This window comes from Variovorax sp. GrIS 2.14 (genome assembly GCF_046115955.1).
Taxonomy (GTDB): Bacteria; Pseudomonadota; Gammaproteobacteria; order Burkholderiales; family Burkholderiaceae_C; genus Variovorax.
Map to the genome: position 1 here is coordinate 1 of NZ_JBJXIA010000029.1, position 23,886 is coordinate 23,886.

Here is a 23,886-nt window from a genome sequence, read left to right on the forward strand (position 1 = left end):
CGAGCAGCTTTACTTCGCGGCGATGATGCGGGTCCTGGACCGGGTCAACCCAGGATATGCCGATTGAATTGAGGTGAATGCAGGCTTTGCTGGCGACGAAAGGTTCGGAACTGCAGGCCAATCGCGGCCGAACAACGTCCGGCATCAAAGGCCGATCGAATGGCCGCTGGTGAATAGATCGAACTGGCGTTACCGACCAGTTCCATCACTTAGCTTTCAATCGAAGCTGGTCCGCGAGTAACCGATCTTTACGTACTGCCGACGTTGCAGGTGTACTTCCAAACTGATGACGCGCGAATGCTGCCGCTGCCCGGCGGCCCTAACTGGCGCTCCAGACGCTGCTAGGACAATCGCGTCGGCTGAAGCACGTCATCCCGCGTAAAAGCTGCTCGACTTGACGCGGCGCGCCCACGCCAAGCGCTCTGCACTCGCGACCAAGCAGACTGCCCTCACAGCCGATCTGTTGGCCCAGTTGCTACAGACCTGCGACCGCACCCCTGGCCGGCCGGCGCGACCGCGCCCTCCTCACCCTCGCCTGGGCCACCGGTGGCCGCCGGCGCTCGGAGGTCGAGGGCGCGACCCTGGAGAACCTGCAGCCCACGGGCGCGAGCTTCGTCTACCGGCTGGGCCACTCCAAGGCGAACCAACTGGGCCAGGACCTGCCGGAGAACTACAAGCCGCTGGTGGGCTCGGCTGCCGAGGCGATGCGCGACTGGATCGGCGCCCTGCGCGCGGCCAAGATCACCAGCGGGCCGATCTTCCGGCGCGTGCTGGCGGGCGACCGCATGGGGGCGCCGCTGGGCGCCGAGGGCGTGCGGTTCATCGTGAAGGCGCGCTGCGCAGCCGCAAGCCTGGACGGTCGGTTCTCGGCGCACTCGCTGCGCTCGGGCTTTGTGACGGAAGCGGGTCTGCGCGACATGCCGATCGGCGAGGCCATGGCGATGACGGGGCACCGCACTGTCGCCACCTTCCAGGGCTACTACCAGTCGGCAGCGATCCGTCGCAGCAAGGTGGCCAGCATGCTGGATACGCCGCCGTTAAAGGACTCGTAGGCCAGGACTCGGCGAGTGTGCGCCGGCAGCCGCACTGTCCGGTGAGGATCTCGCTTTTGGATATCTTTCATTTCGACCATGCTGACCAGTGACGCTTCGCGCTACAACGCTATCGCGCGGCGCCACAGCGGGCAGGCGCTGTCGTACGCCCATGCACCGCGAACCGTGTGAAGCACAGGTCTTTAGCGTGGCGATCCGGCCGCCAGCCTGCAAGGCTGCGCGCCCTCGGGCAAACTAGAAAACATGCCACGACGCAATTCCCCCAACGACATCCGCGACCTCGATGACCTGAGCCGCCTGGCCGACGTGGTGGTCGACAAACGCCAGGGTCAGCGCGCCGCGGCGAAGAAGAACCGCCGCAACCGGCACTACGAGAAGCAGTTCACCCGCAATGCGCTCGCACATCTGCTTAGCGGTAAGGCTGTTGCGGCCCATGGCGCCGAACCCGCATGATCCAGGCGCTGGCGGTTCTCACCACAGCCTTGCTGTTCGGCGGCATGGCTCTGTATTCGTTCGGCTTCGCGGCCTTCCTGTTCACGGCCTTGCCCCCCGACGTTGCAGGCGCCACACTGCGGCGCGCGTTTCCAGCGTTTTATCTGTTCGTGATCGCGGCCGCGGCAACCGGCGCGGGCCTGCTGTGGCCTCAAGATGCGGTGGCTGCCGGGCTGATGGCGGCCATTGCCATCACGACAGTGCCCTCGCGCCAGTTGCTGATGCCGGCCATCAATGCTGCCACCGACCAAGGGAAGCGCCAGCGCTTCAAGTGGCTGCACGGCATGTCTGTAGTAATTACGCTGGCGCACATCGCGGCTGCTGGCGCTGTGCTGGTGCGGCTGGCCTGAGTGAATCGCGCCCCCAAAACTGGCGGACGAAACGCTCAAGCAAATGTAGGACTTTTAAGCCGCATGGCATGAGGGGCGCAGAAGAGACCGCAAAGCACGTCGGCGCCCCGCCGAATTTCTTAACGAACGGTTCGCCGAAGGTAGGCGAAAAATCCATCCAGTTGAGTCGACTTGTCGAAGATTGCATCCGCCCCAAGCGCACTGCATCTGGCCCGCATCGATTCGGTGCAGTAGTTGGTTAAAACAATGGCGCGCTGGTCGAAACTTCGCCCAACCAGTGCTGCCAGGACGCCAAGTCCCGTTCCATGTGGGTAGAACAGGTCGATAACCGCGTCGTCCCATACGTTGGCGTGGTCGTGAAACCAGTCAACGGCATCGGCTTCATTGTCGGCAAAGCCAACGAGCCTTGCGTTCGCCAGTTCCACCATGCTCGGCATCAGCTCGTCACGTATGACCTGAATGTCTTCAACAACGAAAGTAGCACGGTTCATCGAAGGCAATCCATCCACGACAGCGTAACTTGCGCGCTCGTCGGTCCTGTGCGCCGAGGGGCCTAGCGCATGTAGTCCGTCCCGTGCGTGACTAACACTGGTGGGTGCGGTGTAGCACATACGAACAGAGGCTTAGTCGGCCTGGCGCGGCTGATCGATCCATCGAAGGGAGGGCTACTGTCTTGGGAACGCCGTTCGACTCAAGCATGGAAATGAAGCACCAATGCTCTCTGCCCTGGGGCGTAAAGCCAACGGATGCTGCGATGCCTGATCGTCAACACCCGATCGCGCTCATCAGCGATGCGATTTCGACAGGTTTTCCAAAGACAAAATCATAGCCAAGCTCGAGTACATCGAGCTTGGAGATGTCCACCGCAACTGCCACCATGATGGGCGCTGCGTCGCCCAGGACCGCCCTGATGCTGGCGATCGCCGCCAGACTGTCCAGCCCGGCCATTTTCAGGTCGGCAATAACCGCCCACGGGCGTGTGGAGAGCACCGCCGTCATGGCGCTTGGCCAATCGCGGCGAACATCGATCGTGAAGTCTGGCTTGACCAGACAGATCAGCTCCGAGAGCGCCCTTGATGAATCCGGATCGCTGTCCATCAGAACAATCGATCGCAGCGCACCGGTTTCCAGCGCCGAAGGCAGCTTGCGACTTTCCAGCACGTGGATCGCTGCTTCGGCCAGGATCTGCAAGTCCAGCATCTGGCCTTCACTCAGTTGGTGCGGCTTGGTGTCGTAGACGCAAAGGGTGCCGACCGTCTGCTGTCCAACGGTCAGGCGTGCCGCTGCGTAGAACCGGACGAAGGGCGCACCGGCCACGAAAGGATGCGTCGCGAAGCGCGGATCCTTTGAGGTGTCCTCCACTATGACAATGTCGGCTGCCGTGTTGAAAAACACCTCACAAAACGACGCGTCCGCGGGCGATTGCGACATCGGCAGACCGACGCATGCCTTGAACCAGTCGCGTTCAGCGTCAAGCAGGTTCACCATGCCAATCGGTACATCGAGGCTGCGCACGAGCAGCGTGGTGAGGTCGTCGTAAATCTTCTCCGGGCTGCTGTCGAGAATGGCCAGTTGCCTGAGTTGATCGAGCCTCTCGGCATTTGCGCGCATGCCTCAGTTTAAGGCCGCGCTATACGGTACCCAAACGGCGCAAGGGACGCGCACGTAGGGCTACGACTCTATGGGCGACTGATGTCGAAGCCTGCGTGTTTTTGGCCTATGCGGCGGAGTTGGACTGACCTTTCCCAGCATCTCGCAATCCCGGTCTTGGAATGTCTTAAGGCCCGCGAATGCGCCGACGCAATTCCGGCGAAGGGGTCAAATCCAGACCCGCCCCAACATAGTTGACGCCAGCCACCTACTGATCTATGACCTATCGGCATGCATTCCCTCATCGCTGCCGCCTCGCGCGCCCTGGCGGCGGGCGAGGCGCTCGGCGCGCTCGAGCGGGTCGCGCTTCGTGACGACCCGCCGGCGCTGCCGCTGCGTGGCATCGCGACGGCCCCGCTCGGCGAGCACCCACATGCGCGCGCGCTGCTGCGGCGCGCACGAGGAAATAGCGCCGGCTTCTGCTTCTCGGCCGCCTCAACGAAACCGCGGTCGTGCTCACGGCGCTCGGTGGCACAAGCGCGCCCACTGATGACTGCGCGCTGCCACCCTCGCTCCTGGTTGCGGTCGATGTTGAAGCCGACGAACTAAGCTAGCCAGGTCACCAAACCTCGCTAGCTGCTCAACGAACCACGCTAGCGCGGCTGCGATAAGAGCCGTAGCGCAATTCCCACTTGCGCCGGCTGACCAGCTTCATCAGCTGCGCGAGATTCCCACACGCAAGGACGGACGTGGTCAAGCCTTGTTCCAGACTTCGATCTCGAAGTGCCGCAAGGTCTTTTCGTAGTCAACCTCGGTGGTCGGCGCACTTGTCACGGCCGGTACCCAGGGGTGCGGGGGCGCCTTGAGGTGCTTGCATGGACTCTCATAGGTCGGGAATCAGCGAACCACAGGCCGAACCCGCCAGGCCCGAAAGCACGTGGCCGCCGACAACCGCCCAAGGCTGTACCAAAGCGCCGACCGACACGGCACGCCCTGAAATGACGATACCGGCCAACCAGTGCGACACCAGTACGGTGACCAGAATACCTATGCCCGCCCGCCGGACGGCACGCCGCCATTCACGTGAATCGACACGTGCGCGGGCCGGCCACAACTGGACGATGAACTCACGGAATCGCTCGGAGAACGACTTGCGGCGCGGTCCCAAGGCGCGGCTCGACTTCACGCATTGCGCGCGCGACCGAGCAATGCATACAGCAGGATCGCGCCGAAGGTGGCCGTACCGATCCCGCCCAGCGCGAACTGACCGAACTTCAAAGTGAAATCACCAGTGCCGATGATCAAAGTAATGGCGGCGACGATCAGATTGCGGTTTTGCGAAAAGTCGACCTTGTTGTCGACCCAGATCTTGGCGCCTGCCACCGCGATCAACCCGAACACCACGATGCTCACACCGCCCATGACCGGCAATGGAATCGCCTGGATCAGTGCGCCGAACTTCGGCGAGAAACCTAGCAGCAGCGCGATCAGCGCGGCCACCACGAACACTGCCGTCGAGTAGATGCGCGTGGCCGCCATGACGCCGATGTTCTCCGCATACGTCGTGACGCCGGTGCCGCCGACCGAGCCGCTCACCACGGTCGCGATGCCGTCACCGATGAAAGCGCGGCCCATATAGCGGTCGAGATTGCGGCCGGTCATCGCGGTCACGGCCTTGAGGTGGCCGAGGTTTTCGGCGACGAGGATGATCGCCACCGGCGCGATCAGCAGCATGGCGTTGCCGGTGAATACCGGCGCGGTGAACGCCGGCAGGCCAAACCACGCTGCATTGGCGATGCCGCTCAGGTCGACTGGCTTGCCAAGCCCCAGGCCATTGGTCAAAGCGGCATAGACGAGCGTGGCGAGCACCAGTCCCGCGAGGATCAACAGCCGCTGCAGCATGCCGCGTCCGAACACCGCGACCAGTCCGACGCACAGGAAGGTGGCGGCCTGCATCCACGCATCGAAGTTGCCCGCCGCCATGTTTTTGATCGGCACGCTGGCGAGGTTGAGCCCGATGACGGCGACCACGGCGCCCGTGACGACCGGTGGCATGAAGCGCTCGATCCATCCGGTGCCGACCAATTGCACCAATGCGCCGATAGCGATGTAGACGACGCCGCACGCAACGATGCCTCCGAGCGCTACGGCGAGGTTGTCGTTCGGGCCCCTGCCTGCGTAACCGCTGGCTGCGATCACCACGCCGATGAAGGCGAAGCTCGAGCCCAGGTAGCTCGGCACGCGCCCGCCGGTCACGAAGAAAAAGATCAGCGTGCCGACACCGCTCATCAGGATCGCGATGTTCGGGTTGAAGCCCATCAGGATCGGCGCCAGCACGGTGGCGCCGAACATGGCGATGACGTGCTGCACCCCCATGGCCGCGGTTTGCGGCCACGGAAGACGCTCGTCGGGCGCGACGACGCTGCCGCTGATGGCCTGGACTTCGCGCCAGCGCGGAAAGTAGGAATCGGACATACGGTTTCCTTCAAACGAGCACGGTCGCCACAGCGGCTCGTGGACGCAGTGTCGCCATGATCAGATACGTGCTGCCACCGATGAGCACCCCGAAGAACCAGCCGTACGTGTTCCACCAGGCCGGCAGCAGATTCGTGAAGTTGGGCAGGATGGTCGAGAAGATCGAACCGATCGCCACCGCCACAAGAGCGTTCACGTTCCAACCGCCCTCGTAGCGGTATTCGCCGAACTCCTGATAGAGCGCCGCCACATTGATGTTGCCCTTGGCCACGAGGTAATAGTCGACCAGGATGATGCCGAGCAGTGGCCCCATCGTGGCGCCGATGGCATTCACGAAGTGCGCTGCATTGCCTTCCCACGGTGCGAAGGGATACAGCACGAGCGCGATGGCGGCAGCGATGTAGCCGCCCTTCTTGAAGTTGATCTGCTTGGGAAAGACGTTGGAAATATCGAAAGCAGCCGATACGAAGTTGGCCACCACGTTGATGCCGAGCGTCGCGACCGCGAATGTCATGGCGGCGATCAGCGCCAGCACCCAGCTGTCGAACTTGGCTGAAATTTGCTCGGGGTGCAGCAGCACTTCGCCGTAGACCTTGAAAGCCGCGATGGTGGTCACGCCGGCGACCAGAGAGAAAGCGATGAGGTTGACCGGCAGGCCCCAGATGTTGCCCTTCTTCACCGCATCCTTGTTCTTCGCGTAGCGGGAAAAGTCGCAGAAGTTGAGGTAGAGCGCTGCGAAGTAAGTGATCCACGTGGCAGCGACCGCCGTCACCGCCCAGAACGAACCGGGCTCGCCGGCAACGCCGGCGTCCTTGGTCTTGGCGAGCAGGACATCCATCGGAATCCCGTGGTCGAAAGAGAAGCCGCCCGCTTTCACGCACAGGCCGATCGCCAGGATCAGCATGGCAACCCACACGGCCGGCCCGGCCCAGTCCTGGAACTTGCGAACAGTCTCCATTCCCCGCTGGATGATGAGGAGTTGCAAAGCCCAGATCACGACATAGCAGATCACCTCCAGGCCCGAATGGCCTAGGAAGTGCGTGCCCTTGTGAAAGTCCATCAGGGCGTCGCTTCGGATCAGCAGTGCGACCATCGCGCCCGAGGCTGCAGCGGTTTGGGCGCCGTACCAAAAACACGCCACTACGGCGCGCACGACGGCCGCCAAATTGGCGCCCCATACGCCGAACGACGCGCGTGCCAGCACCGGGTACGGCACTCCCGTCTTTTCGCCGGCATAGCCGATCAGGTTCATGAGAGCGAAGATCACCAGCGAACCCAGCCCGATCGCTATGACGAAGTTGACGAAGCTGCCGCACAGGAGAAAAAGACTGGCGGCCAAGTAGTAGCCCCAGAGACTGTGCACGTCCGAGGTCCACACATTGAAGATGCTGAAGGCGCCCCAGTTGCGTTCCTTGGCCGGCGCCAGGTCCTCGTTGTAGAGGCCTGGGGAAGGGTTCTTGATTTCCATGGTGACGGTTCCTTGTGCTCGCCAGCGCAATGCCACTCACGCTGGTATGCAATAACTGTATGCACTTTTGCATGGAATCGCGAACAGGGTTTTTCCGGGTTCTGAAAAAGTCGCTCACTACGCATCCGCTGACGGAATGGCACCTCCTTGAGTAAGGGTCCAAGACATGCAGTGCGCCATCGGTGTTGCCGCCGGTCGAGAACGGACCCTGATGCCGAGATTTCGTGGATCCATGAGCAGGTTGGAAATCAATCCGGGCACTTGGGTCGAGATGTGATGGTCTGGGTCAGCCCAGTGTCGGCACCAAAGGTAAAAACTCCGGCACCAACAGATCAGGACGGCGCGATCGGCCTGGCCGAGGCGATGGCGGTGCGCCATGGCTGAGACGGCTTCGTTGTGATGAGTCTTTGCCCGATCCGCACCAGTTCCCCGCACGACCTGCCCCGGTCGATCGGCGCGGATGCCTACCAGCGCAACATGCTCGAGCTCGAGCTCGTCAGGACGATCACGAGCGCCGCAGTCGCAACCGTTTGGGGTGACTGGGAACATGCTGATGTCAGGGACTACCTTGGACGCGCACGCGGGGACCTCTTGGAGCGGGTGGCGGAAGCCGGTGTGCGATGGGTCGCGGGGTAAGCGCGCAAGAAAAAAAAATGCAGGGCGCTACCGGACGCTAGGGGACGGGCTGAATGTCTCATAGGGGCCGCGGCTATGTGAAAACACGCGCCATGCCAAAAAATTGCCGGCCGGCTCAGAAACCGACCGACCAGATCGGCCTACAACGCACGATCTCATGGCGAGGAATAGTTCGAGTACCGCCAGAAACGTTGCCCACCGACGTTTTCACACAAGCTCGGCACGAAGCAGCCGGTCGCAGAGCGCGATGCGTCACTCGTCGGCGTGGTCGGTATACAGCTCTCCAAAACCGAGATGTGCACCAGACAAACTGGCTACCTGGCGCACGCCCGTCGAGTCCCGGCCTAAGCGTCCTTCGGCGGCGGCGTATCCAGCATGCTGGCCACCTTGCTGCGCCGGATCGCTGCTGACTGGTAGTAGCCCTGGAAGGTGGCGACGGTGCGGTGCCCCGTCATGGTCATGGCCTCGCCGATCGGCATGTCGCGCAGGCCCGCCTCGGTCGCGAATGTTGTGGCACCGGCTCATATCTGACCCAGATGCCGACATCGGGCTGACCCACACCGTCACCTCCCGAACCCAAGGCTTGCAATGATTACCAATGCCGGCCCATGGGTCAATGACACTCCCGGCATCTGGTTCGAATCTCAACGGGCCGCCACATTCTGGCCTCTAGGACTGGTCGCTTAATGTGCAAAACGTCGAAGTCAAACTGTTCATTCAGACCCGTGGGCGAGAGCACATTGCAGTGCTGCTCAACACCTTGCAATCAGCCGGCTTAGTGCTTCCGGACGGCTGAAATCGATCATTCCCTGGCGCAAGGACTCGCGTATCTGGCAAGCAAGCTGGAACGCGGCGACGTCGTAGGCGAGGCCTTCGGGTCGGAGGTTCGAGATGCAATTGCGCTCGGCGTCGTGCCGGCCGCGCTTTGGCGAATGGGTGAGATAGATCCCCAGGCTATCCGGAGAACTCAAATCGGGTCGCTCGCCGATGACGATGCACACCTCGGCGCGATGGGCCTCCGCGATTTGTGCGGCTTTGGCGCGTAGCGTGGCCGCGTCTTCGGCATCGAACTGACGGCTCAGGTCGGGACGTCGCTGGTACTCGGTGCGTTTGATCGCGCGACTGCGCACGTGACCGGCGAATTTTGCGTCGCGTCGCCATCAGCAAGAGGCAGCTTCGATGGCGCACTCGCAGGCTTCTAACGACAGCGATCGAGCGAGCACCAGTCGCTCAGACGGGTATCCGCAGCAGTGGAGTTCAAACGTTTGCGTAAGCCACCATGCCTTCGACTAGCGCGTCGAAGGTGACGCGGCAGCGTGGGCTGCCACGCAAGTCTTCATGCATCGTCACCCAGGTCTCGAGCGGCAGCGAGAACAGCTTTGGCATCACGCGGACCAAAGCGGGATCTCGTTTGGCCAGCGGCACCTGGCACATGCCGATGCCTGCACCAGCGCGGATCAGTGCCAGCTGGGCAAGGTTGCTGTCGCTTCGCAAAGAAAATTGGTCACGTCGCAATCCCTTGAGCGACTTCTCGGCCTGGCGCAGATAGGCCGTCATCTGGTCGTAGCCGATGGAGGAATGACCGTGCAGCTGACCGACGTTGCGAGGGGTACCGTGGCGGTCGAGATAGTCGCGTCGGGCATGCAGGCCGAGCTCGATCCGGCCGATGCGCCGCGCCACCAACTGCTCTTGTTTAGGTGCCGCCATCCGCACAGCGATGTCGGCCTCGCGCAGCAACAGGTCCTGCACCCGATCTGTTAGCACCAGTTCGATCTTCAGGTCGGGATGTGATTCGCGCAGCCGGGCCAGCACAGCCGGCAGCACCTCGACCCCCACCACGTCGCTGCAGCTGACCCGCACGATCCCTTTGACGGCGACTCCGTCTCCGCCCTGGCTCCCGGCGGCACGCTCGAGCGCCGCTGCCGTGCTTTCCATCGCCTGCGCATGGCCGCGCAACGAGGTAGCCGTCTCGGTCGGCAGGAGGCCTGCCTGCGACCGGGTGAACAGCACCACGCCAAGCGCCTTCTCCAGCGCCGCAATGTGACGCCCGACGGTGGGCTGCGTGATGCCGAGCGCGCGCGCCGCTCCCGACAACGACCCCTCGGTCAACACCCCCAGAAACGAGCGATACAGCTCCCAGCCAATGGTCGTTGAAGTCATACGTAAATGTATGGTCGCTGGGCGATGTTGGCCAATTCCATTTGTACCCGTCTCCGCTCAGACTTCGCTCATCGACGAACAATCTTTGGAACAAGGAACACGAAATGGGCAACGACGGCAACGACGGCATGACGGTTCTCGTAATGGGGGCCACGGGTGGCATCGGGGGCGAGGTAGCCCGGCAGCTTCGAGACGCAGGATGGAGAGTTCGCGCGCTGACGCGTCGGACCGCTGGCGCCGCACCTCGCGATGAAGGTCTGACATGGCTGAACGGCGATGCCATGAGCCGTGAGGACGTGATGCGGTGCGCCGAGGGTTGCAAAGTCATCGTGCACGCGGTCAACCCGCCCGGCTACCGCAACTGGGAGACGCTCGTGCTGCCGATGCTCGACAACACGATTGCCGCCGCCGCGGCGCACGGCGCCACCATCGTCCTGCCAGGAACCGTCTATAACTTCGGACCGGACGCATTTCCGTTCCTCGACGAAGACTCTGCGCAGCATCCGGTGACACGCAAGGGCATGATCCGCGTCGAGTTGGAGCGGCGCCTGGAGGCGGCGAGCCGACAGGGTATCCGCTCCATCATCGTGCGCGCCGGTGATTTTTTTGGGCCCAAGCCCGGGAACAGCTGGTTTGCTCAAGGCTTGCTGAAGTCCGGTCAGCCGGTTGCCTCGATCGCCAACCCTGCCGAAGCGGGCGTTGGTCACCAGTGGGCGTACCTGCCGGATGTAGCGCAGACCATGGTTGAACTGTTGGCCCGCCGCGAGGCACTGGGCGCCTTTGAGCGCTTCCACATGGCGGGACACTGGGACGCCACCGGATTGCAGATGGCACAGGCGATTCAGCGCGTCGTCGCACGCCGCACCGCAAAGGCTCCGCCCATCAAAAGAACGCCATGGTGGCTGATGCGGGTGGCCGCGCCGTTCGTGCCGACGCTGCGCGAACTTCTGGAGATGCGGTACTTGTGGAAAGAGCCGGTACAGATGGTCAACAGCCGGCTGGTCCAAGTGCTGGGACGCGAGCCGCACACCCCCCTGGATCAGGCGGTCGAGGCTTCGCTGATCGGCATGGGTTGCGTGCACGTCTCGTCATCACCAGGCGTGCAGCCCGTCAGTTGTCCTGATGCTGTGTGAGGGGGATACAGTCGCGAAATATTGAATGCCGTCGCGGGACATCAAGGCTTGTCGATCTACGCCATTGCCAAGCTCGCGGATGTGCCGTACCGGCGGGCCCACGCCCACCTAGGCAGGGTGATTGAACTGTGTTTGATGCGAAAGCGCATGGACGACAGCGGCCCTCGCAAGATCGCGCGCTCTACACGATGCGTTGAATCCGCCAGCGATTGCGGTCCTACCTATGCGACCGACAAACTGGCGCTTACAGCCAATTTCCTGTCGTCCAGAGATGGAGTTCTTGGCGCGTGGGCGCCCCGAAGCCAAAGAACTGATTGCGCTGGCCAAAGTTCAATCGTGCTCTGTCGTCCTGCTGTCTTCAGCGGCGGATTGAAGTTCTTCGCGGCCAAGCGTTCATCAAGCGCTCAAGAAGCGTTCTGCCGTGCGCAACGAGAGAGCCATGATGGTCAATGCCGGATTGGCAACGAGTGCGCTCGGGAACACCGAGTTGTCGCAGATCCATAGGTTGTCGATGTCGAAGCTGCGACCCTCGGCGTCGACCACAGCGGTCTCGCGTTCGGTGCCCATGCGGCACGTGCCGATCGTGTGCGCGGTGCGCGGCAGCACCATTGTTTCATTTGCTCCTGCAGCCTCGACGATCTGGCGCATCAGTCGGGTTGCATGGTGCTCGATGGCCTGTTCGTTGGCGCCCGCGCTGAAACGAATGATCGCCTTGGGCATGCCATGGGCGTCAAATTCATCCGACAGTTCCAGGCGGTTGCTTTCGGACGGCATACATTCGGCATTGATGCCAACGCCGGCCATGAAGCGGTAACCTTCGACCGCGTCCGTCAGCGCCTTTCCCCACAGTCCGGCGCTGCGCGTCATCGAGGTCGCCAGCGTCAGCGGCATGACGCCCAGGCTCTGGATCAGGTAGCCGCCCGCGAAGTCGGCTTTCTCAGGACGCAAGGTGTCTTCGGTGATCAGCGACGACGGATAGCCGCGGTATCCCCGCATCTCGGCATCGAAGCGACCCCAGACCTGGGTCGCACCATGTGCGAGGAAATTGCGTCCCACTTGCCCGCTCCCATTCGCCAGGCCCGTGTGAAGCAACAGTCGTGGCGTCTCGATACCGCCAGCACAAATGAACAGCGCCGCGCAGCGTTGTCTGCGGTCCACGCCGCGATGCCGGTAGACGACGGCGGTCACCCGGCCCGAGGCATCGCGCTCGATTGAGTGAACCCGGCACTCGGCCCGAATCTCGGCGCCGTGGGCAACGGCGAGCGGCAGATAGGTCGTGTCCATGCTCGCCTTGGCGGCATTGCGACAGCCCTGGTGACAGGAGCCGCAGTTCACGCAGGCCTGGCGCAGGTCGCCGCCCTCTTGCTGCCAATCCCGAGAGACGAGCGCTGCCGGTGCGTCTGCTGTCGTGATGCCGAGCGCAGCGCAGCCGCGCGCCATCATGTCCGCCGACGCATTTCGCTTCGCTGGCGGCAACGGGTATTTGCGCTTGTCATCCCATGGATAGCGAGAGGGACCAGAGACGCCGATGAAGCGTTCCACGCGCTCGATGTAGCCGACGAGTTCTGAATAGGTGATCGGCCAGTCCTGGCCCATGCCGGTCAGTGTCCGCAATCTCATGTCGCGTGGGTCGGGGCGTGGTGTGAAGGCGCCCCAATGCAAGGTCGACCCGCCCACGCCCGTGCCGCTGTTGTTGGGGCCGAAGGCTGTCGGTGTGTTGCCGCCGCTCAGGCGTTCTTCCATCCAGTTGATGTCCGTGCCCTCGGTCTCGTCGGGCGTGTGTTCACCCGGCTCCCAATTGCGCCCGGCCTCCAGTGCGACCACACGCAAGCCGCGCGCGGCAAGCATTGCGAGCAGCGGCGCACCGCCAGCGCCTGTGCCTATGACGACCGCATCGACGGCTTCGCTTTCGTCATGGCGGCGCATTGCATCGAGGTTCATCGCGACACCTCCAGCAGCGGCTCCCACGACTCTCGTTCGCCGGCGGCCAGTCGCTCAAAGCCCTGCTTGCGCGTGCCGTCTCCGCCGTTGGCAAAGCCGTCGAAACCGATGCGTGCCATGGTTGAAGGATGGGCCACCCAGATGCGAACGAGGTCGGCGCGCAGATCCTCGAACCAGCGTTTCATCTGCTCCTTGGACAAGGCCGCGAGATCGAATTCACCTTCAGCCAATCGAGTCAAAGTGGCCTGTTGATCGTTCTCGGCGAGGGCACCGAATCCCGCTAGGCCATCCAGTGCCATGGCGTAGGCTTCGCGGTCCGGCGGCATGTCCGCAAAGCGCCATCCATCGCCCTTGCCCTGTGTGAGCTGCGCATCGATTCGGGCCGCCAAGTCGATTGCGATGTCGGTTTGTGTAACTACCCGGTCCGCCACCGCGCGCAAAGTTTGCAGTTGCAGTGAAGACAACACCCTGGGGACGTAGTCGGCATCGTCGGCAAGCGCCCGGACGGCCAATGCGGCGCGCATCCTGCGGCTCACGCGAGCGGATGCGATCAACCGGACGAAGTCCTCGGGAATCACCGGGCCGATGCCGGCGGTCTGTTGCCAGAAATGTGCGATCCGGTCAGCAACTTCCTTCGGGCGCTCCAGCGGCAGCAGGTGACCGGCACCTTCTTCCACTGCGATGCTGGCGCGCGGATACACGATCGCGTTGGTCGCACGCTGCCCTGCTTCACCCAGGTCGCCGTCGGCACTGCCCACGATGATCAATGCCGGCACCTCGAGCTTGCCGACCTCCCCCGACCAGTCTTCCCGGCTCCCGCGCTCGAGCCAGGCGAGCCAGGCCTCGCGGGACGCGCGCTGCAGGTCGTCAAGGGCCAGTCGGTCGGCCGCCGGCGAGAGTGCATGGCCCACGTTGGCGTCGACGAAAGCCCGGGCCGCAGCGTCATCTAGCGGGTTGTTCGCGGCCCAGCCGATCATCTTCCGGCGTCTGGCTTCGTCCATCGGTTCGGGCGATGACGGTGACGCGGCAAGCAAAACCACACCGGCCAAACCGAACAGACCGGGTTCGCCAGCCAAGGCTCGCGCGGCGACGACCGATGCGATCTTGCCGCCCATGCTGTGGCCGACCAGCAGCCAACGGGATGCCCCGCGCTTGCACACCGCCGCAGCGACGTGGTCGGCCATGCCGACGACAGTCACATCGGCTGCAGGCTGGGCATCGCCGAAGCCTGGCAGGTCGATCGCGATTGCGTCGAATCCGGTACCCAGCGATGCGACAACTCCGTCCCAGGCCCGCGCGCTGCCGCCGAGCGCATGAAGAAGGAAAAGCACGGGACGGTCATTCATGGTTCATCTCACGTAGGTTACGGAAGTCGATGCGTCGGAGCGCCCTGCGAGCCGCAGGGTAGGGCCAGTAGCCTGTCCGGCGATGGTGTGAGCTGTTCGCCACGACGCGAAGGGACACATCGGCCTTCCTACAGTAGGTCGAGCGCTTTTCTCGTGTCCGCGAACGTGCCACTGGGCAGGATTGAACCTCGACCAATGACGCCGAGTTCAAACATGGAAATGACCCCATTCATCGTTCGCGCACTGACTGTCGCAGTCTCGGGTAATCGTCGATGACCGAGTGCACGTTGGCCGTCAGGTGGACATCCTGAGCCGCTCGCGAGAGCAGCCTGTGCAGGTCCGGCCCATGCACAGTCTCGGGTTGCGCACCGACGGATACCTGCCACTGGCGCATTACGGCGCGCTTGGCGACGGTCGCTCGGTGGCGTTGTCGGGAGCCGATGGTTCGATCGACTGGTGGTGCGTGCCCAACATGGATTCGCCCCCGTTTTTCGATCGGCTGCTCGACGCCGAGCACGGTGGCCGCTTCCTTCTGCAGCCGGACGAACCGTTCGACGTCGAGCGACGCTATCGGGACGACAGCAACGTGCTGGAGACGATTTTCACGACGCCCGATGGGCGGGCCCGGCTCACCGAATCGATGAACAGCGGCACCGCCGGTCGACTGCCATGGACCGAACTGGCGCGTCGGGTCGAGGGCCTCGAAGGAAGCGTGCGCTTCAACCTCGTTATGCAGCCCGGGCGTCGGGGCAACACCGTCAGTCCGTACTGCTCGACGATCGGGGACCGCCCCGTGCTGCATGTGGAACACGTGATGGCTCTTCTTGTCCACAGCGAAGGCGTTCGCGTGGCGTGGTTGGACGAAGGGGTCACGGGCGAGGTGGTAGTGTCGGCCGGTGAGCGTCGCACAGTGGCAGTCATCGCAGGCCGCAACGAGCCGTTGGTTGCGCCGTCTGTCGAAGAGGTCGACGAGCGCATTGATGTCTCCGATGAAGCTTGGCGCGTCTGGTGCAAAGGGGTTCGCTTCGAGGGCGAAGACCGACCGGTTTTCCTTCGCAGCGCACTCGCGCTCAAGCTGCTTCTGTACTCGCCGTCGGGCGCGATCGCCGCCGCCGCCACGACGTCGTTGCCCGAGTCGATCGGCGGCAACAAAAATTACGACTATCGCTATGCCTGGGTGCGCGATGCTGGCTACACCATCAAGGCGTTCCTCACCGCCGGCCTCCAGGCCGAAGCCAAGGCGGCGTTGACCTGGCTGCTGGACCAACTGCGTCATGAGGGTACCAAAGTCGTCTACACGCTGGAGGGCGGTGCCGTGCCGGACGTCATGGAGCTCGACGTGGCGGGCTACCGCGGTTCCAGGCCGGTCGTCACCGGGAACGCAGCGACCGGCCAGCGCCAGCACGGTGTCTATGGCGACATCTTCGAGACGGCATCGTGCTTCGTCCGCAGCGGCAATTTCCTCGACACTGCCAATGCCGAGCTGCTCTCCCATCTTGCCGATGAATGCGCCGATCGCTGGCGCACACCGGACGCCGGCATGTGGGAGCTGCAGGAAGAGCAGCACTACACCATGTCGAAGATCAGTTGCTGGCAGGCGCTGGCACGCGCTGTCGAACTGGCAGATCAGGGGCAGTTGCCGACCACCTGCAGGGATCGTTGGTCGCGAGAGCGCGACCGGATCGCGGCCTGGATCGAAGCGCAATGCTGGTCGGAGAAGAAACAGGCTTTCGTCATGTACCCGGGCAGTGACAAGCTGGACGCCTCGTTGGCGCTGGCTGTGCGCTTCGGCTTCGACGGGCGAGAGCGGCTGCTCCAGACCCTTGATGCGATCGACCGGGAGCTCGGTGCCGGCCCTTTCCACTACCGCTACAGCGGCATGCAAGAGGAAGAAGGCTGCTTTCTTGCGTGCTCATTCTGGATGGTGGCGGCACGTGCGCAGCTCGGGTACCACGCTGAAGCCCGCGCACGGTTCGACCGACTGACAGCCGCGCTGTCGCAGGGGCACGGCGTGCTGCCCGAGATGGTCGATCCGGCGACCGGTGCGTTTCTCGGCAACCTTCCCCAGGGTCTCAGCCACCTGGCTCAGGTCATCGCGCTGTCTGTTCTCAACGAAGAAGCCAAGCCTAAATAATTTTTCCATCCCCGCGAAGACCGTGTTCGCGCATTTTTTAACTTTCAGGAGCAAACCATGTCCGATCGACTTTCCATGCAGGACCCACGCAAACAATACCCCCAGCCGCCGTTTCCACGGCAGCCACAGTCCGTGCCTGGCGAGGCTTCCAAGATGGACCCTGTTCCAGACCATGGAGAAACAAGCTACGTGGGCTCGGGCAAGCTAAACGGGCGCAAGGCGCTCATCACCGGCGGCGACAGCGGCATCGGCCGGGCCGCAGCCATTGCGTATGCGCGCGAAGGCGCCGACGTCGCCATCGCTTTCCTGCCGAGCGAGAAAGTCGATGCTCAGGAAGTCATTGCGCTGATCAAGGCGGAGGGTCGCACCGCAGTTGCATTGCCGGGCGACATTACCGATGAAAAATGGTGCCGCGACCTCGTTGCGCAAGCCGTCGAGAAGTTGGGTGGGCTGGACATTCTTGTGATCAACGCCGGCCGCCAACAGAACCGCGAAGACATTTCCAAGGTCACGTCGGAGGACTTCGATAAGACGCTCAAGACCAATCTTTACGCGATGCACTGGATCGCCCAGGCCGCGGTTCCGCACCTGCCGCCCGGGGCGGCCGTCATCACGACGGCTTCGATCCAGGCCTACGACCCTTCGGCCATCCTGCTCGACTACGCGACGACAAAGGCGGGCATCGTGGCCTATACCAAGGCGCTGGCCAAGCAACTGCTCGAGAAAGGGATTCGGGCCAACGTCGTCGCTCCCGGTCCGTTCTGGACACCGCTGCAATCGTCTGGCGGTCAGCCGCCCGAAAAAGTGATGAAGTTCGGAACCGAAAGCGCATACGGTCGCCCCGGCCAGCCGGTGGAGATTGCGCCGGTGTATGTCCTGCTTGCCAGCCAGGAGGGGAGTTTCATCAACGGTGAGGTCTATGGCGTCACTGGCGGCGCAGGGATCGCGTAGTCCCTGGTTCTGCGCATCCGGTGTAGCGAAGCTCGAGCAATAGACGAGTGAACCTGGATGCGAGTTGCACCGGCGATTGCAATCGCGATGTGCTTGTCAATGTGCCGGTCCTTTTCGCCATTTAGTGAGGAATACCATGTCCCGTGATCAATACAGCTTCTCGAATCCGGTTACGCAGTACGGTCGTGTGGAACCGCCTGTGCAACACCAGCCGGTACCCGGCGTTCAGGCGCGGATGACGCCAGTGCCCGATCTGGGTGAGGCGACGTATCGCGGCAGCGGACGCCTCGCGGGGCGCAAGGCGTTGATCACGGGCGGCGACTCCGGCATTGGCGGTGCAGTCGCCATCGCGTTTGCGCGCGAGGGCGCCGATGTCGTGATCGTGCACCTGCCTGCCGAGCAAGAGGATGCCGGGCACATCCTCGGCCACATAGAGAAAGCAGGCAGTAAGGGCTACGCGATCGCCGCAGACATCACGGACGCTGATCGCTGTCGCGCGCTCGTGGCGGAAGCCGTTGGCGTACTCGGTGGGCTCGACATCCTGGTCAACAACGCCGGCAAGCAGGTGGCTGTTGCGCGAATTGCGGATCTGTCCGACGAACAGTTCGAGCTGACGTTCCGCACGAACGTGTTCGCGAATTTCTGGATCACCAAGGCGGCGCTGGCTCACATGTCGGCAGGTGCCAGCATCATCAACACCGCGTCGCTGGAGGCGTACAAGCCGTCACCGGAACGTTTGGATTACGCGGCCACCAAGGCAGCGATCAATAATTTCTCGAAGGGTCTCGCGCAGCAGGTTGCTTCGCGCGGAATTCGAGTCAACGTGGTTGCACCCGGGCCAGTGTGGACTGCGCTGCAGGTGTCGGGCGGTGTGTCCGACGAGCAGATGAAGACCTTCGACGACGAGAGCACCTACAAGCGTTCTGGTCAGCCCGCGGAACTCGCGCCCGCCTACGTGTTCCTTGCATCCGCAGAATCGAGCTACGTCTCGGGCGAGACGTTGAACGTGAACGGTGGCATGGTCACGCCCTGAACGATGGAAAGTGCACCGTCTTCTTTCTCCGCGCATTGGGTTTTCGCGCTGCTCGGCTGATCCGCTCGTCGCGGCGCTGAGCAAGCGGTGCGAATCGTCCACATTGGCCAGCCGGGTCACACCGCAGTGCGCTGCTCCGGCGCTTCGGGCCACCTGGAGACCTCGAACCCTGCTTGGCAGACGGTGCTCGGATGGACCGGAGAAGAGACGAGGCACCGGGCTCGGGCTCTCCATGAGCTATGGCTATACGCGGCAGTCCGTGTCGAAGATTTCGGGCGCCTGCGTTCAGCTCGCCCTTCCACGTACCAGCGGTGCCCGCTATCGATCGCAGCTGTCGTTCATCGACGAACGAGGACTGGCAGCTTTCAGTCTGAGGACTAAACCGCTCGCGCGGTAGTCCGCCGCCAAGACCGCGCCGCCAATAGAGATCGCGCCCCTGTCTATGTTGGCGAGCGAGGCAATCGGCCTCGTTCTTCGACAGGAGCACGATCATGATCCCTTCCACACCGGCGGTGTCCCCGCTGCGCCAGCGCTTGCTCGACGACATGCGCATGCGCAAGCTCGGGCCCAAGACGCAATCTGCGTACGTTCGCGCAGTGCGTTACCTCGCGAGCTTCCTCCAACGTTCCCCAGACACAGCCACGGCGGAGGATCTGCGTCGTTTTCAGTTGCATCTGGTTGACCGGGGCGTCTCGCCGATCACGCTCAACGCCACCATCACCGGCCTGAAGTTCTTCTTCGACGTCACGCTCAATCGCGGCGAACTGGTCCAGAGGATGAGTTATGTCCATGTGCCGCAGAAGCTGCCGGTGGTGCTCAGCCGCGACGAGGCCGCGCGCCTGATTGCGGCGGCCTCCAGCCTCAAGTACCACACGGCCCTGTCCATCGCCTACGGCACGGGCCTTCGGGTCAGCGAGATCGTCGCGCTGAAGGTCGGCGACATCGACAGCCAGCGCATGACCCTGCGCGTGGAGCAGGGCAAGGGCCGCAAGGACCGCTACGCCATGCTCTCGCCCCTGCTGCTGGAGCGGTTGCGCGCTTGGTGGCGCTTTGCCCATGCGCACGGCAAGATGCTGCCGGGCGGCTGGCTGTTCCCCGGCATGAACCCGGTCGACCCGCTGACTGCGCGCCAACTCAACCGCGCAGTCCATGACGCCGCCGCTGGCGCACGACTTCTGGCAAGACGAACACTTGCCCGGCATGCTGCCGGCGGATGCGGCGGCAGAGTGGTTGAGGCCGGTAGCATTCGAAGATGTGCAATCGCTACGTCACGCCGGCCCAGGCTGAGATCGAACGGTTCTGGCATCTCGGCCCGACCAACCAGCCGCCGCTGTTTCCGCGTCAGGTGTTCCCTCGATCGCCAGGCCCTTTCATCCGCCGTGCCCGGCATTCAACGGGCTACGAGCGCGAGCTGGTCGTCGGCCAGTGGGCGTTGATCCCCTGGTTCGCCAAAGAACCCAAGCTCAAGTTCCTGACCAACAACGCGCGCAGCGAAGAGCTGGCCGAAAAAGCCAGCTACAAGGATCCGTGGAAACGCGGCCAGCGCTGCATCATCCCGGCCGCGTCCTTTGACGAACCCAACTGGGAAACGGGCAAGAACGTCTGGTGGCAGTTCAGCCGCGCCGACGGGACGCCGTGGGGTCTGGCGGGCCTGTGGAACGCCTGGACCGACAAAGACACAGGTGAGGTGCACGAGAGCTACACGATGCTCACGCTCAACGCCGACCACCACGCGCTGATGCGCCGCATGCACAAGCCCGATCCCAAGGTTGGACCGAACGCCCAGGACAAGCGCAGCGTGATCCCGATTGAAGCCGGGGATGTGGATCAGTGGCTGGCCGGCACCGTCGCAGAAGCCCAGCAACTGCTGCGCCTGACGCCCGTGGAGGCGTTCGTCGCCGGGCCCATTGTTGCCAGCGAGTGAATCGACAATGATCCGGGTCATTGCCATACCGAAGTACCTGAAGTAAGCGAAGTTTTCTCATGCCCCTCGAAGAGCAACTCGACAGCTACCGGCAACGCGCTTCTGCCGCGCAAGGGCCGGCCTCCCAGGCCTTCGCCCGGTTGCTCGACCTGGCGGAGCACAAGAACAGCGGCCAGATCCGAACCGTCGTGCAGTTCCTGGCCAGCACCTACAACGGTCAGGCTTTCCCTTTCGACCCGTTCAACCTGCGCAACGTCGACGTGGACATCAGCGATGACATGCTGCTGTGCCTGGATGCCTTGCGCTGGGGCAAGGCCGACCTCTACAAGCTGGTGCCCAACGGCGACCAGCGTGTGAAGGATGTCATCAAGGACTGAGGCCTGAAGTGGCCTGGAAACGATTGAGCTTTGCGGCGCGGCCTAACAGCGGATCTTCAACTTTCCGACAACCGAAAGTGAGACTTTCTGGGTAACGCCGGCTAAGGACCGTCGGGCCTGTGGGTTGAGGATGCGGTTGGATGAAAGACGACGGCCGTAAAATTTACTTCCACAAAGAAAGCCGAGATGGAAACATTCACTTGGTCGATTCTTGCGATCATGGCTGTTGTTGCTGTCGGCGGTGCACTGGCCTTGCTGCCCTCTTACCTGGGGCACTGAGCCGCTCCACATCCCATAAGCCCTATTTTTTTAAAAAAAGGGGGGAATCCCAAAGCGGACCTACGGTAAGTCGCTTTTATAAACGTTGGCGCATGAGTGCAGCTAGGCATCCGGCGAGGCCCCGGACTGACCAGCGGATACTACCAAACACATATCAAAGAAGGCTTCGAGTTCCAGAGACTTGTCAAAAACGCCATCTGCATTCAATTCTGCGCAGCGACGACGAATCTCGCTTGTCGGGTAGTTAGTCAACACGAGTGCCACTTGATCAGACCGGCGTTTTATCAAATCGCGCAGTACACCAAGTCCTGAGCCTTCGCGCAAGAACATGTCGACCACTATAAGTTGCCAATCGCCATGCTGCTGTGCAGCATTCGCCGCCTCGGCTTGAGTTTCAGCCACTGCAACAACTTCAATGCCTGCGATTTCACGCAAAGTCGGGATGAGATTGGCTCGAATCCGCGCGCTGTCTTCTACCAGGATCGCTTTGATTGCCATGGTCAAGGTGGAAGGTGGAAGGTGGGAAGGTGGAAGGTGGAAGGTGGAAGGTGGAAGGTGGAAGGTGGAAGGTGTAGTAATTGTGTGCAAGAAATGTAGCCACTCGGCTACGGCCCGTTGTAAGGTAATGCCCCAACTCTTCCGCTGCAGGAGCCGCAGCCCACGATTTCAAATGAAACTATGACCTCCAATGCTCCAAAGACTCCCCGCGCTGGTCCCAACAGGTTGGCTGAAGCCCTGGAAAAAAACGAGGCAGCGGCAGACGCAGTGCAGCATGTCGCCGACGAGCTGGGGGTTGTTCATGCTGTGCTTTCGAAAGAAGTCGCCAAGATCGTTGGAGAGGGTGATGAGGGCGATGCCGCCGATGCGGTGGAGCGAACAGCCGCACTTGAGAAGAAGCTGGCCGAAACGGCCGAGAAAATGAGCGAGGTCAACGAGGCGCTCGCTGATCAACACGCATCAGTAAAGCATTTGATGAATGCGAAATAGGTAGTCGAAAAGACATAGTTGGGTCCGGCGCTTAATGTCTGCTATTGGCCCGAAAACAGACAAAAAAGCCCGACCGAAGCCGGGCTTGAAACCGATTGCTGTCACATGTCCAAATGCCGCCTGAGAGGCCACCGGCGAGGCGACGCTTCAAGCGGCGAAGCCGAAAATATCTTTATTCCTCATTTCTGTGGACAACGCTGCGGACGAGGCAATTTTGAAAGCGCGCAGCGCCCGGCCCGCCTGCGTTTCCTGTCGATTGCACGGTTTTTAAGCAATGCCGTGTTGTTGTCGCTGGGCATGGACAACTGGTAGGAAAGCGGCCATGCAACGGATTGCAAATCCGTGCAGCCGGGTTCACTCCGATACCGCGATCCGCTGGTGGCGCATCTGGTTTGGGAGCAGAAGGTAAGCAGCCCTCACCCGGGCAAGGGGGCATTTGCTTGCTCAACCGAGCCGCGGATTTTCAATGTTGGTTGCAGCCCTTCTGGCCAGTTTTCGGGACTTCTCACGCCATTGATTTACATAGGCTTTGAGTCAACCTGGCGCCCAAATGGCCTCCCGCATCTTCTCGGGTTTTGTGTAGTTTTCTAGGCTGGACTACACAGGAATTACACCGGCGCTGTCTCTGCGCCGCCACGCACCCGCCGGACAGTAGCCCTCCAGGCGTTGTGACTAGCATGGCGGTTGCTCGATGAGCAGTGTTGCTCGGTTTCCGTCTCATCGAAACCCGAGCCGGGGGGAAAAGACGACTTCTGCCCAATAGCTTGTGCAGCTAACTTGATCGCCCAAACGTGTGCAGTTGGTGAGCCACGCTCGTCGGCCACACATTGTGGGTTAACGATAATTTGAAGGTCTCAAGCCGGTTTTCGCCCCCTCCACTCCAGAGATTGAGCGCCCCCTCCCATGCTTATATGCTGCATGAAGGCACGGGCTGCGGAGTTCTATCCGCCCGAAGGTCGCCCTACAACGTCTCGACGGTCAATCGCAGTGCCTCTAAGCAAGGGAGTGTCGCGGCAGACTGATAGTGAAGACACAGTCTGTTCCCGGCACGTCACGCACGCTTAAGGTTCCAAGATCTGCCTCAATGCTCTGCCGGGCTATGGACAGACCCAGCCCCAGCCCAGCATTCGCGTGGCCGCTGTGCTTAAAGGGCACGAACATATTCTCGACACCCTTGGGAGGCAGGCCACCGCAATGGTCCTCGACGTCGATCAGAACGAACTCTCCAAAGGCATGAGCGCTCAATGTCACGGCGGTATTTGCGTGGGTGAACTTGAAAGCGTTCTGCAGCAAGTTCGCCAACGCCGCGTGCAAGAGTTCGCGATTCGCGTTGATCGCCAACAGTGGGTCCACTTCGCACACTTCAAAAATCCGACCCAGCGAATCGGAACTGAATCGACCTGCAACAGCAGAATCCGCGATGAACGAAGCCAGCGAAAACGTTTGACGTTCATGCGGCTTCTGAGCCTGTCCTGAATTTTGTGTTCGAGGCATAGCATGACCCCAAGGAGCATGTATGCCGACGAGCAAGACGAAGACGAAGAACGCGGCGATCGCC

General features: G+C 62.3%; 23 protein-coding genes and 2 pseudogenes. 13 read left to right on the forward strand and 12 right to left on the reverse strand.

The features are described from left to right. Positions 1–497: 497 nt before the first annotated feature. The 3 genes from RCH10_RS24785 (at position 498) to RCH10_RS24795 (ending at position 1,894) form a co-directional block, all read left to right on the forward strand. Entirely contained in the window at positions 498–1,052 is a 555-nt protein-coding gene (locus tag RCH10_RS24785; protein WP_409054471.1) for a tyrosine-type recombinase/integrase, read from the forward strand. 243 nt (positions 1,053–1,295) lie between these two features. Next, a complete protein-coding gene (locus RCH10_RS24790; RefSeq protein WP_409054450.1) occupies positions 1,296–1,505 on the forward strand; it encodes a hypothetical protein in 210 nt (69 codons plus the stop codon). Beyond that, the gene (locus RCH10_RS24795) at positions 1,502–1,894 is read left to right on the forward strand and encodes a DUF4149 domain-containing protein (protein WP_409054451.1); all 393 of its coding nucleotides are present in this window, start codon (positions 1,502–1,504) and stop codon (positions 1,892–1,894) included. The genes RCH10_RS24790 and RCH10_RS24795 overlap by 4 nt, the downstream gene beginning before the upstream one ends. A 119-nt stretch (positions 1,895–2,013) precedes the next feature. Here the strand turns inward: RCH10_RS24795 and RCH10_RS24800 are convergent, their stop codons facing one another. Further along, entirely contained in the window at positions 2,014–2,385 is a 372-nt protein-coding gene (locus RCH10_RS24800) for a response regulator (RefSeq protein WP_409054452.1), read from the reverse strand. 274 nt (positions 2,386–2,659) lie between these two features. After that, positions 2,660–3,505, reverse strand: coding sequence for a GAF domain-containing protein (locus tag RCH10_RS24805; protein ID WP_409054453.1), 846 nt, complete (start codon positions 3,503–3,505; stop codon positions 2,660–2,662). Positions 3,506–3,775: 270 nt separating this feature from the next. Here RCH10_RS24805 and RCH10_RS24810 point away from each other — a divergent pair. Continuing rightward, positions 3,776–3,943 (forward strand): annotated as a pseudogene (locus tag RCH10_RS24810) (helix-turn-helix domain-containing protein); the annotation flags it as partial. Between the two features lie 424 nt (positions 3,944–4,367). Here RCH10_RS24810 and RCH10_RS24815 read toward each other — a convergent pair. The 6 genes from RCH10_RS24815 to RCH10_RS24840 all read right to left on the reverse strand — a co-directional run bounded on the left by RCH10_RS24815 (position 4,368) and on the right by RCH10_RS24840 (position 10,223). Continuing rightward, positions 4,368–4,670 (reverse strand): HPP family protein, encoded by a 303-nt coding sequence (locus RCH10_RS24815; protein WP_409054454.1) that lies wholly within the window; start codon positions 4,668–4,670, stop codon positions 4,368–4,370. Beyond that, positions 4,667–5,959, reverse strand: coding sequence for a solute carrier family 23 protein (locus RCH10_RS24820; RefSeq protein WP_409054455.1), 1,293 nt, complete (start codon positions 5,957–5,959; stop codon positions 4,667–4,669). Before RCH10_RS24820 ends, RCH10_RS24815 begins: the two co-directional genes overlap by 4 nt. A gap of 10 nt (positions 5,960–5,969) precedes the next feature. Beyond that, positions 5,970–7,427: an NCS1 family nucleobase:cation symporter-1 gene (locus RCH10_RS24825; RefSeq protein WP_409054456.1), complete on the reverse strand. Its 1,458-nt coding sequence runs from the start codon at positions 7,425–7,427 to the stop codon at positions 5,970–5,972. Between the two features lie 980 nt (positions 7,428–8,407). Continuing rightward, complete coding sequence (locus tag RCH10_RS24830; RefSeq protein ID WP_409054457.1) at positions 8,408–8,542, reverse strand: hypothetical protein; 135 nt, start codon at positions 8,540–8,542, stop codon at positions 8,408–8,410. A 273-nt stretch (positions 8,543–8,815) separates the two neighbouring features. Further along, positions 8,816–9,193 carry an ethanolamine ammonia-lyase light chain EutC gene (locus RCH10_RS24835; RefSeq protein ID WP_409054458.1) on the reverse strand — a complete coding sequence of 126 codons (378 nt, stop codon included), beginning with the start codon at positions 9,191–9,193 and terminating at the stop codon, positions 8,816–8,818. Between the two features lie 127 nt (positions 9,194–9,320). After that, positions 9,321–10,223 carry a LysR family transcriptional regulator gene (locus tag RCH10_RS24840; RefSeq protein ID WP_409054459.1) on the reverse strand — a complete coding sequence of 301 codons (903 nt, stop codon included), beginning with the start codon at positions 10,221–10,223 and terminating at the stop codon, positions 9,321–9,323. A 104-nt stretch (positions 10,224–10,327) separates the two neighbouring features. Between RCH10_RS24840 and RCH10_RS24845 the strand changes: the two genes are divergently transcribed. Beyond that, the gene (locus tag RCH10_RS24845; RefSeq protein ID WP_409054460.1) at positions 10,328–11,356 is read left to right on the forward strand and encodes an NAD-dependent epimerase/dehydratase family protein; all 1,029 of its coding nucleotides are present in this window, start codon (positions 10,328–10,330) and stop codon (positions 11,354–11,356) included. A gap of 396 nt (positions 11,357–11,752) precedes the next feature. On the opposite strand, the gene RCH10_RS24850 is transcribed toward RCH10_RS24845, so the two are convergent. Together RCH10_RS24850 and RCH10_RS24855 are read right to left on the reverse strand one after the other, a co-directional pair. After that, on the reverse strand, positions 11,753–13,297 hold the full coding sequence (locus tag RCH10_RS24850; RefSeq protein ID WP_409054461.1) for a GMC family oxidoreductase: 1,545 nt from the start codon (positions 13,295–13,297) through the stop codon (positions 11,753–11,755). Continuing rightward, positions 13,294–14,643 carry an alpha/beta fold hydrolase gene (locus tag RCH10_RS24855; protein ID WP_409054462.1) on the reverse strand — a complete coding sequence of 450 codons (1,350 nt, stop codon included), beginning with the start codon at positions 14,641–14,643 and terminating at the stop codon, positions 13,294–13,296. Before RCH10_RS24855 ends, RCH10_RS24850 begins: the two co-directional genes overlap by 4 nt. A gap of 346 nt (positions 14,644–14,989) precedes the next feature. Between RCH10_RS24855 and RCH10_RS24860 the strand changes: the two genes are divergently transcribed. From RCH10_RS24860 to RCH10_RS24885, 6 genes and pseudogenes are all read left to right on the forward strand, one after another. Beyond that, the gene (locus tag RCH10_RS24860; protein ID WP_409054463.1) at positions 14,990–16,777 is read left to right on the forward strand and encodes a glycoside hydrolase family 15 protein; all 1,788 of its coding nucleotides are present in this window, start codon (positions 14,990–14,992) and stop codon (positions 16,775–16,777) included. Positions 16,778–16,834: 57 nt separating this feature from the next. Then, positions 16,835–17,728 (forward strand): SDR family oxidoreductase, encoded by an 894-nt coding sequence (locus RCH10_RS24865; RefSeq protein ID WP_409054464.1) that lies wholly within the window; start codon positions 16,835–16,837, stop codon positions 17,726–17,728. A 136-nt stretch (positions 17,729–17,864) separates the two neighbouring features. Then, complete coding sequence (locus tag RCH10_RS24870; protein ID WP_409054465.1) at positions 17,865–18,761, forward strand: SDR family oxidoreductase; 897 nt, start codon at positions 17,865–17,867, stop codon at positions 18,759–18,761. Positions 18,762–19,252: 491 nt separating this feature from the next. Beyond that, positions 19,253–19,936: pseudogene (locus RCH10_RS24875) on the forward strand (tyrosine-type recombinase/integrase); the annotation flags it as partial. Between the two features lie 77 nt (positions 19,937–20,013). Beyond that, entirely contained in the window at positions 20,014–20,685 is a 672-nt protein-coding gene (locus RCH10_RS24880; protein ID WP_409054466.1) for an SOS response-associated peptidase, read from the forward strand. A gap of 59 nt (positions 20,686–20,744) precedes the next feature. Beyond that, positions 20,745–21,062 carry a hypothetical protein gene (locus tag RCH10_RS24885; protein WP_409054467.1) on the forward strand — a complete coding sequence of 106 codons (318 nt, stop codon included), beginning with the start codon at positions 20,745–20,747 and terminating at the stop codon, positions 21,060–21,062. A gap of 381 nt (positions 21,063–21,443) precedes the next feature. Here the strand turns inward: RCH10_RS24885 and RCH10_RS24890 are convergent, their stop codons facing one another. Next, positions 21,444–21,839, reverse strand: coding sequence for a response regulator (locus RCH10_RS24890; RefSeq protein ID WP_409054472.1), 396 nt, complete (start codon positions 21,837–21,839; stop codon positions 21,444–21,446). A 180-nt stretch (positions 21,840–22,019) separates the two neighbouring features. Between RCH10_RS24890 and RCH10_RS24895 the strand changes: the two genes are divergently transcribed. Together RCH10_RS24895 and RCH10_RS24900 are read left to right on the forward strand one after the other, a co-directional pair. Next, the gene (locus RCH10_RS24895; protein WP_409054468.1) at positions 22,020–22,328 is read left to right on the forward strand and encodes a hypothetical protein; all 309 of its coding nucleotides are present in this window, start codon (positions 22,020–22,022) and stop codon (positions 22,326–22,328) included. 18 nt (positions 22,329–22,346) lie between these two features. After that, positions 22,347–22,640 (forward strand): hypothetical protein, encoded by a 294-nt coding sequence (locus tag RCH10_RS24900; protein ID WP_409054469.1) that lies wholly within the window; start codon positions 22,347–22,349, stop codon positions 22,638–22,640. Positions 22,641–23,321: 681 nt separating this feature from the next. On the opposite strand, the gene RCH10_RS24905 is transcribed toward RCH10_RS24900, so the two are convergent. Next, positions 23,322–23,886 (reverse strand): sensor histidine kinase (locus RCH10_RS24905; RefSeq protein WP_409054470.1); only part of this gene is annotated, 565 nt, incomplete at its 5' end.